This is a genomic window from Muriicola sp. (assembly GCF_049669965.1).
In the GTDB taxonomy this organism is placed as follows: domain Bacteria; phylum Bacteroidota; class Bacteroidia; order Flavobacteriales; family Flavobacteriaceae; genus Muriicola.
The window spans coordinates 1-10980 of sequence record NZ_JBATLB010000101.1; the positions used below are offsets into that span (position 1 = coordinate 1).

5 protein-coding genes are annotated in these 10980 nt (G+C 43.3%); all 5 read right to left on the reverse strand.

What is annotated here, in order from left to right; genetic code table 11:
• On the reverse strand, positions 1–2441 hold a 2441-nt coding region (locus tag WBM49_RS05410), incomplete at its 3' end, for a Calx-beta domain-containing protein (protein ID WP_424371044.1).
• Between the two features lie 238 nt (positions 2442–2679).
• Positions 2680–4707, reverse strand: coding sequence for a C-type lectin domain-containing protein (locus WBM49_RS05415; RefSeq protein ID WP_424371045.1), 2028 nt, complete (start codon positions 4705–4707; stop codon positions 2680–2682).
• Positions 4708–4956: 249 nt separating this feature from the next.
• Entirely contained in the window at positions 4957–6990 is a 2034-nt protein-coding gene (locus WBM49_RS05420; protein WP_424371046.1) for an OmpA family protein, read from the reverse strand.
• Positions 6991–7000: 10 nt separating this feature from the next.
• Positions 7001–7957, reverse strand: coding sequence for a PorP/SprF family type IX secretion system membrane protein (locus WBM49_RS05425; protein ID WP_424371047.1), 957 nt, complete (start codon positions 7955–7957; stop codon positions 7001–7003).
• 15 nt (positions 7958–7972) lie between these two features.
• Positions 7973–10980: gliding motility-associated C-terminal domain-containing protein (locus WBM49_RS05430; protein ID WP_424371048.1), on the reverse strand; the 3008-nt coding region annotated here is incomplete at its 5' end.

Below are 10980 nucleotides of genomic sequence, written 5' to 3' on the forward strand. Positions count from 1 at the left end.
CCGTCTATATAGGTGTTATCTCCTGTTATGGTCGTTAGAGGATCTGTTTCGATATCAAAGATTCCACCGGCAAAATTCCCATCGGCGGGTCTGCCCAGTAAATCCCCCGTAGGAGGGATCATAAAGATTGACGTGTCTTCCCCGGCACCGGGATCAAAAATACCGTTTGCTTCAATATCTATTCCTGATTCATCCAGCGCATTTGAATTGACAATAAATTGATCCAAAGATCCCTGCCCATCCTCATTGGTATTTACGATGGTATTAAAGTTAAAACCAAAATCCATTCCAGCCACCCCTTCATTAAGAATCGTAAAAGAGGATATGGTTTGCGCATTGTTCAAAGTGCCCGGTCCCGGATCCTGGCCTGAAGGATCTTCCCCCCCCACAGAATTGGTATCCTCTACCACAAAACTGGCAATATAGTCGGTTTTAAAGGTCTGTACAGGAATACAACTTGTACAAGTGCTTCCTCCAGCACGCGTAGAGCGTACGGTATTGTTGACCACTCGAATTGTATAAGACCCATTGGCCATCCCTGCAAAGACATAGCGGCCCGCTGCATTGGTGGTTGTATTATCTACAAGGCTCCCACCTCCATCATATAATTCAACCCTGACATTAGGTATAGGCACCCCGGCTGCCGTTGCTCTGTTACGACCGGCCCCTCCTCCGTAATTAATATCTTCAAATACGATCCCGGTGGTTAAGTTGGAAGGTACTTTCAGGGTCACTGTATTTAAGATCACAAAATCTTGTCCGGATCCTACGTTTGTGGTTATTGAAGTTTCCCCGGCAGTTACAAAAGGGGAAACATCATAGGTATCTAAATCGACTCCATGGGAATTCGTGTTATTTACAACCGGCGCCACTGTATTATCAAAATGCGTGGAGTTAAAGGGATTAATAGTAGGGAGTCCGGTATTATCTCCGTCACCTGTTAGGTTAAATGTTCCTAGTCCGGTCGTAACCGTTAAACTTTCATTATTGCTCAGCGTCTGATCACCTTCCCAGGATTGCACAGTAGTCTTAGAGCCTGTTGCTCCAATGGCAAAAAATCCGCTAAGGGTATAGGAGGAGGAAGAATTACTTTCCCCGCTAAATCCTTCATACACATTAATGGTGGATGCCGGTAAACTATTCTCTGTATAAAAGACCATCAAGCTCCAGCCCCCAAGGGTTGTTGCGGTATTACAGTATGGGTTGGTATTATCTATTGTTAGACCACCAAAGGTCCATAGATAAGTAGATGGGTTAGCCACTGCTGTTACGATCGCGGTCACATCAGCTCGTCCCCCATAAAAAGTGCGGTTAGTAAGTGTGGTCCCATATAAAAATTCGGCATTCACCGTATTTCCATCAAAGGTTACCTGTGTATCCGGGGTGGACCCTGAATGGGCCCAATAGAGTATTGCCTGATCGATGGTTGCCGTGGCCGGGATTGTGGCGGTTAGCGTATTGCTGGAAGTTGCGTTAATCGCACACGTATTTCCTGTATTAGGCTCAGCCCTTAGTGTTCCGGCGGTAGAGGTATAATCCATATACCCATCAAATTCGTGGGTCAGCACTAATGGGGTATTAAAGGCGTATTCATCATCAATGATAGTTGCTTGTCCCTGGCCATCTGCCATGACAATTCCGGGTTCACTGATATTGCTAAGATCTACAAAGAAGTTTTCGTTATTGATCTCCGGCGTGCTGTCATTGATTAAATTAATTACAATAGTCTGGGTTTCTCCTGCGGTACCGGCAAAGCTTATAGTCCCACTATCCGAATTATAGTCGGTCCCATCAATAGCGGTTCCATCACTGGTATCCCAGTCCACATCGAAGCCACCTGCATAGGCTTTTGACAAAGTCACGGTAAATGTTGCCGTACCATCATTTTCATTGACAGTTATGTCATCTATAGCTATCCCTGGGGGAACATTCCCATTAAATTGAAGATTCTCTATTTCATAAGCCTCTGTACTACCCCACCCGTCGGATTGGGTGACAAATCGAATCTCGGAGTTTGCAGACATTTCATTGGCAGCAAGATTATAGTTAACTGATCCTGATCCATTCAGATTAGCCACTGTATTCCATCCCGTACCGTTCCATAATTGAACATCAATACGTTCATTACCAGACATTTCAAAATATGTAAAGGTCAAAGTAACACCAGTGGCACCAGATAAATTTAGCTTACGACTTAATACTTCGAAATCCATATTCTCAATCCGTAATCGATTTGTTCCGGTTGTGATATAGAAGCGACCAGCAGCAGGGTCATTATCGTCTGTTTCCTGCCAATCTTCAGCAAAAGACATGCTACCATTGTTATTAGACCAGGATACTGTATTGAAGTTATCCAAAAAGGTATCCTGGCCATAGAGCAATACTCCCTGGCCTAAAAGAAAACAAAGTATGAAGATCCTCTGTAGCTTAGAAGGAATCATAATTCTTGGATTTCTGTCATACAACTATAAAAGTAGCTATACCGTTCAGCACCTATAAAATATTGTTGTGTACAGGTATAAATACAGTGCATAAGGCACAAAAAGTGAAGTTTTCCTGTAAAAAGAAGGAGAAAAAGTAAGATCCGTTAGTCGATCATCCCAATAATCATGGAATTTAACGAAGCTAACAACACTGTTTTATTGGAGCGATTTTCGTTTCTATATTTTAACTAGGAATTTAAAATTTTATAATTCGTTTTGTAATCCTTTTATTGGTAATGATAGAACCAATCCGGATATTTAAAAGGGCATTGCCGGAGGAAATCCTGGGGCAAACCGAGCCAGAGTTTAGCATTTGCACACGATAGATATACCCATTTTTATCAAGATCCGGGCTTATAAGTGTAAGGATTGCAGTGGTCGTACCAGAATATTGAGGTCCGTCTGTAAGATTATTAAAGCTGCCACCTCCATTGGTACTCACTTGCCATTGGTAAGAATCCACATTGGTCGCAATAACAGTAAAAACCGTATCGGTTCCTGCAAACGCCAATTGATTTATTGGTTGCGTAGTGATATTAAAATTATTGATCGTAATGGTTTGAGTTACGTCGGTACTATTCCCGGAAGCATCGGTAATGCGATACGTTCTGGTTATTATCTCAGGGTAACTTCCTCCGTCCGTAACATCACTTAGAAAGACCACTAAAGGTGTAGCGGTGCAATTGTCTGCCTCATCGGTTACCACAGTCACGTCTGGTAAGGGTAATTCAGCCAAACAAAACAAATTTATAGGGCTTGGATTACTTGCCGTTGGGGGAACGTTATCTATGGTAATAAGCGTATTATCTGAAATATTCAAAATGGGGTCGCCAGGCATTCCTCCATATTCCACAACATAGCCCTGGGGCGCATAGGCCCCACCACCTCCGGCATTAGGAAGGTCGTTCCACGATCCTGGCTGGGTTGTTACAGACGGATCTGTAATATGTGCAAAATTCTCCTGTCCTGGGGTTACCGGCCCATCAGGAAAATCATTGGGTTCGTTTGCATTCCAGAATGCATAGGTTAATTCGGTTCCCCCAACCCCCCCGCTCCAAAAGGAGGTACCTGCTTCAGGGCCGGTAACCCATTGCCAGTCGCCTTCTGTTGTATCGTCGTTCGCTCCTATCCAACCCACCCCAAGTGCCTGTGAACCCGAAAAATCGGCTTCTTGTTGAGAAGTAAGTGTAGCCAGATAGCCCTGTAACCCATAATAGGTGCGCAAGGATGCTGCTGTCCGTGCAGCTGTCCAGGTAATTCCGGGAACGGCCACAAATTCATAAAAATGACCTGTAGGAGGTAAGTAATTAGCATCTCCCACGATGATAGAAAACCCTCTACTGCCTACAGGTAATAAGGCACTACTACTGTATTCTACTGCACTGATCGCAGCTTCAAATTCGGCCAAAGTAGCAGGACCTGTCAAGGTAAGTTTACCTTCTACCGGGCTCCAAGATGGGGTTATGGAAGGATGCACACCTGTAAGTGTCAATAAGTCTTCTCCGCTGATATAGCCTGTTGAGATCTGGATGGCGACTGCAAACGCTGTAGTATCATCCGGATCGGTAATACTAATGGTCTCCACCACGGGCATGGATGTCCCGGGACAATACACCTGATCCCCGGTGGCAACAAGTACCGGTGGTTCATTAGGCGCTATTGGGAAGCCTGTTACCAAGACATTGTCTATGGTATAATTTTCATTTCCGGCTGTATTGTGGAAAGTGGCCCTTAATTCGATAGTGTTTCCTGAAAGGCTCCCAACCGAATAAGATGGATTAATAGGTTGTGAAGTGGAGCCAGATCTGCTAAAAAGTTGAATCCAGCCGCCTGTTCCATTGATTCTGTACTCCAGGGCGAAATTATCCTGACTCCCCCCACTATTTTCAAATTGATTGGGATCAAAAGCGCCGGTATCCACGCTAAATGATACGTTTGTATAGGCAGAAATGTTGATAGGATTAGTTACCCAAATTAAGGGATTTGCGAGTGTTGAAGAGGCAACTCCCCGGGTGTTACTCGCTAGTATTCGCCCTGCATTAACGGGGGCACCGGTTTGTGAATTCCATGCTGCAGGTGAAGCTCCTGTACCTGCTCCGCTTATTGTTCCGTTGGCATAACTGGAAAAATCTTCGGTCCATACAGTAACTTGCCCATATGCAGTTGAAGTCAGGGAAAGAATACAAAAAAATAGTAAGGTTCTTAAGGATATTAAGAGCTTCACAAGGTTTGATTAAAGGATTAAACGAAGCAACTTTATCCCATAAAATTTGGTGGCAAGTTTCTTCTTAGTCAAAAATACCTTTAAACAAATAGGCAGCTAAATAAATGTTGTGAAATGACTTATACCCTCTGTGAAGTCTGGAATACAGGCAGTTAACCGATAATTAAATTGAAATAAAACGGATTAAAAAGCTTTTGTGAGCGTGAAGTTTAGAATTCACTCCTCAATAAACGTATCATCCCAACCATCTTAATAACAGCAATTCTCCCCATCTTCGCACAAGATCAGAAACTCAGAGCGTCTGTTTTGCTGATGCTTGGCAGCCGAACATCTCACCCCGTCCACACATTCGTTTACAGGCTTGGATTCTCCAAAACCTTTGTATTTCAATCGATTTATGTCAATGCCTTTTGAGGCTATGTATTCTACCGTCGCTTTGGCACGGCGTTCAGATAGCGGCTGGTTATATGTATTAGGGCCCCTTGAATCTGTATGCGAATTCACCTGTATCTTTAAGCTGGGATATAATTGCATGGCAGCCACCACAATATCGAGTTCATCCTGATAAATATCTTTTACCTCAGATTTGTCGAAATCAAAGAAGATCGTAGGATCTAATCCCAGCAGTTTTGCCAGGTCGGTTCCGTATTCAATGCAGTCTGTTTCTAAATAGAGATCAACCATACGCAATTCACAGGGATTAATTTCCAAATACTCCTCAACGGGGGTATATCCTTCTCTGGAGGCCCTCACAAAATTATTTTTTGTTCTGTCTATAGTAATGCTATAGGCCCCTTCTTCATTTGTAAAGGTAGAAGCTATGACCTCATTGTTATCATCTACAATCCCAATGGTTGCACCCGCCAAAGGTAGGAGCGTGTTCCGGTCATAGACGATACCTGTTAAGGTCTTTGGGTTGATACATTCGGCGGTAAAGGCATAAATGTTATCATCGATATAATCCGTTGCATTACGACGTCCTGTAGTATTGGGCCTTTTTCTATTTGACGCAAAAAAACCATATTCTTTTTCACTGTCGTAGATAAAGCTAAAATCATCTGCCGAAGTGTTAATAGGATCCCCTAAATTCTCAGGATCTGATGCCACCATCCCTTCGGCATTTAAGTCCGCCACATAGACATCCAATCTTCCATTACCCCCAAAACGATCGGAAGAAAAATACAGGCGTCCTTCTGCACTTATAAAAGGAAAAGTTTCCCTGAATGGGGTATTTATCCTATCTCCTAAATTTTTAACTTCATCGTACACTCCATTCTCATTGATATTGATCATAAAAATGTCTGATAGTCCCTTTGTTCCGGGCATATCCGATGAAAAATAGAGTTTTGAGTTATCCGGGCTCAGGGCCGGATTTGAAAAAGAATAACTATCAGTATTGAAGGCTTTGTCTGCATTGTCATTCTTAAACCAGGAATCGTCCATTAAACGCCAGCCTTCGGCTTCCAGTACAGCTTTATAGATCTTCAGTCTAACAATATTATTCTTGTCTCTTATGAGATCTCCGTCCTTAAAGTTAGTTGCGGTAAAGTACATCGTCTTACCATCCCTGGAGAACGTGGCCGTAGATTCGTCTACCTTAATAGCCGTAGTTTCGGCTTCACGAGGATTATAACCTTCCCCAATAAAATTGACCTTAGTGATAATTTCTAATCCATCATCGTCCGTTTTGAATTGATAAAGGTCCAGAAAATCAGTATTGCTGCCACTATGCCGGTATCTGTGTAAGTTTCCCGTATCCCTGTCTGAAGAAAAAATCAGGCCTTCTTTGTAAAATGCAGGGGCAAAATCTGAAAATTCATTAAGATTTATACTGTCTTTTAATTTTGAAAAATACGCCTTTAGGTCCTTTAATTTGTATTGTGTTGTACTTTGTACTGTGGCATTTGCACCCGACTCGCTCAGGTAGTTGGCTAATTTTTCCTTCGCAAGGTCTTCTTCTCCGATAGCTCTAAGACTTTGTCCATACCTAAAATTATACTCTTGGGGTACAGAAAACCCTGGGGTATTCTCTGCCCTTGTATACAGTATTTCATATACTTTGGCGGCATTCTCATAGTCGGCGATCATATAATATGAGTCTGCCAGTTTCATTAATACCGTATCTTTTACCTTATCTGGTTTCTCTGTTAAGCGCTTTTGATAGACCTTGGTATATAAAGTGTAGGAATATTTTTCTTTTTTCTTTTCCGTATTTACCTGGGCAAAAACGTTGCCCAGGAACGAAAACAATACGATAGACGAAATAAAAATACGCTTTGTCATGAAATCCATTTTAAAAGAATCTGGGTGATACCAATCCCTGGAACGAACGTACCAGTTCAAATCTTAAGAACACTTCAAAAGAACCGTCGTTAAAACGAGTGCCTCCCAGTTCAGTGATCTCTTTGTCATAGGCTAGTCCAAGCATTAGTCTTTCTGAAAGTTGGAAGCCAAATAAGGCACTAGCGGCGGCATCCCAACGGTAGGCCGCTCCAAAGGAGAACTTATCATTGAGTAAGAAAGTTCCCGAAAAATCGAGTTGTAAGGGTGCACCACCCACTGCTTTCATTAAAAATGCCGGTTTGAACTTTAGATTGTAATTCAGATCGAATACATACCCGGTGATAAAATATAAATTAAGGCGTTCTGTAGATTGAAATTGAACGGAATTTGCGGAACGTTGGGAATTGTCAAAATAATCTGTTTCCAACATATTGGGAGCAGAAAGGCCTAAGTAGAACCTATTGGTATGATAGTAGACCCCGAATCCAAAGTTGGGAGAAAAATTATTGGTAATGTCTGCCCCATCATTTATGGGTTCCTGGTCAAAATTTCTCAGCTGCTGAAAATCGAGGTTTAACAAATTCCCTCCTGCTTTTAGGCCAAAGGACAACTTATTTTCGCGCGAAAGTTCAATGGTATAGGAAAGCACTGCATCGATATAGGTTTCCTGTACCACCCCATTCCCAATATTGTCATTCACAATAGAGAGCCCATACCCGAGTCTGCTATTCCTGATAGGGGAATGCAAATTAAGCGTCTGGGTTTTCGGAGCACCATCCAGGCCCACCCATTGTGCCCTGTAAAGTGCCGCAATACTCAATTCTCCTCTGGAGCCGGCATACGCCGGATTTACGCTCATTGTATTATACATGTATTGTGTATACTGAGCATCTTGTTGCCCCTGTACGGTGCTGGTCAGCATAGCTACCAAGAAAAAGATAACTAATAGGTACTTTGTATGTATCATATTTTTTATCATCTGTTATTTACTCAAATACAGGTAACCACTATCTGTAATTCTTTCCTGATTCAAATCATATTCAAAGATATAGAAATAAACCCCTGCCGGTAAATAATCGTTTACACTCAGGGTTGATCTTCCTCTGGAGCGACCGTCAAAAACATTGTTCTGATTGTTGTAATTAGCACCTTCAAAGACTGCAATTCCCCAGCGGTTATAAATCCTCAAGGTATTATTCCTTGCGAAATCAACATCGCGAATAAAGAGAAAATCGTTTCTACCATCGTTGTTAGGGGTAACCATCTGATTTACTTCTATTTTGAAATCTATGATCACTTCAGAAATAAGAACCGTTACCGTAGCTGTATCACAATTGGCAGGATCGGCCACTTCACAGATCGTGTATTCGATCGTATATACGCCGGCAGGTGTAGCAGCCAGTACACTAACTGTACCGTCTGAATTGACTGTTAACGGTCCGGTTGGCGTGGACGTAATGGTAACATCTGCAGGGTTAACAGATTCCCCGTTAAGTGTGTCATTATCTAACACATTAACCCCCGTAACCAGGCCGCCAATATTTCCATCTACAATGATATCTGTAAAGTCGTCATCTACTGCATCTATCATATTTGCACCGGGGATCACCTCTACAGTTACCGTAGCGGTATCACAATTAGTCGGATTAGCCACTTCACAGATCGTATAGTCTATGGTATAGGTGCCTGGAGCGGTATCTGCTGCAACCGATACGGTACCATCGGTATTCACTGTTAATGGTCCGGTGGGTGTAGAGGTAATAATTACATCCTCCGGATTTACTGGTTCCCCATTCAACGTATCATTATCCAATACGTTAGAATCTGCTACCACACCTCCGGTATTTCCATTCACAGGAGAAGCTGTGAAGTCATCGTCTACTGCATCTATCATATTAGGTCCGGCTCCTACCACAACAGTTACTGTTGCTGTATCGCAATTAGTTGGATTGGCCACCTCACAGATCGTATAGTCTATGGTATAAGTGCCGGGAGCAGTATCTGTAGCTACACTTACGGTACCATCGGCATTCACCGTTAATGGTCCGGTTGGTATAGAGCTTATGACAACATCTGCAGGATCTACGGTGATGCCGTTCAGTGTATCATTGTTGAGTACATTGCTATTTGCTGCGGTACCGCCAGTGCTTCCGTCTACCGGATTGGCGCTGAAATCATCATCTACGGCATCAATTCCAGGAGCAGCCGTAAATACGGTTACCGTTGGATCGTCCGGATTTCCATCCCCGTCCGAATCAACATTTGTAGGATCATCGGGATCGTCCGAAAGTGTACTAATTGGTCCATTATCGGGAATAAATCCGGTTACTGTAGCCGTATTCTGGAAACTACCTGCATCAATATCTGCCTGAGTGATCACATAAGTTGCTGTGAAGGTCGTAGTGTCTGTCTCGCCAGGTTCCAAAATTGTCAATGGCCCCCCTGATAGGTCCACCAGTGGATCCGTAATGGTAATATTTCCTAGTGGCTCAGTGCCTGTATTAGTAACCGTAAAGGCATAACTGATCGTTTCACCCACTTGCGCAAACCCATCTCCATTCTCATCATTAAAGGTATCAACTTTTAAAACAATGATATTAGGTCCTGATGAAACCACCACAGTCACGGAGGCTGTATCACAATTAGACGGATTGGCCACTTCACATATGGTATATTCTATGGTATAGGTACCTGGAGCTGTATCAGCTGCCACACTTACCGTACCATCAGCATTTACTGTTAACGGACCTGTTGGGGTGGAAGTGAGCGTTACATCCGCAGGATCTACCGCTACCCCATTCAAGGTATCGTTATCCAGCACATTACTGTTTGCCACAACGCCACCGTCAGTGCCATCAACAGGTTCACCAATAAAGTTGTCATCTACTGCATCGATCACATTGGCTCCCGGATCTACCACTACGGTTACCGTTCCGGTATCGCAATTGGTTGGGTTGGCCACTTCACAGATCGTATATTCTATCGTATAGGTGCCAGCTCCTGTATTTGGCGCCACACTTACAGTACCATCAGCATTTACTGTTAACGGACCTGTTGGGGTAGAAGTCAGCGTTACATCCGCAGGATCTACCGCTATCCCATTCAGGGTGTCGTTATCCAGCACATTACTGTTTGCAACAACTCCTCCGGCAACACCGTCTATTGGTGCTCCACTAAAGTTATCATCTACTGCATCGATCACATTGGCTCCCGGATCTACCACTACGGTCACCGTTCCGGTATCGCAATTGGTTGGGTTAGCCACTTCACAGATCGTATATTCTATCGTATAGGTGCCTGCCGCTGTATTTGGCGCCACACTTACAGTACCATCAGCATTTACTGTTAACGGACCTGTTGGGATGGAAGTGAGGGTTACATCCGCAGGATCTACTGCTACCCCGTTCAAGGTGTCGTTATCCAATACGTTGCTATTGGCCACAACTCCTCCGGCAACACCGTCTATTGGTGCTCCGCTAAAGTCGTCATCTACCGCATCGATCGTATTTAAGCCTACCTCTATTGTTACTGTAGCAGAAGCACATACATCCGGTTCCGGATCGGTATTGCATACCTCATAAATAATAGTAATTGTAGAATTCGATTCGGTTGCATCTGGTATATAAGATAATTCACCTGTTTCAGCATCAAAAGTTACGATGCCTGTTGCATTTCCACCTATTTGGGTAATACTTGTGGTACCTAAATTATTAGGATCATTGTTTGGCAAATAATCATCATTCGCCAATATGTTGATCACAATCTCGGTCTCAGCAGGTGTAGAACCCTGATCATCAACTGCGGTTGCAATCAGTGGATTTGGATCCGTACCATTGGGATTCCCATCATTATCACAGTCCTGAAGGTCCCAGTCTGCAGAAGGAGTTAGGGTCTGACTTGCCAATACCAAAGAACAAGGATCCAAAGGATCTGTAGTGTCTGTTACTTCATCCTCATTGGTTACGCCATCCCCATCACAGTCGGTCGCAT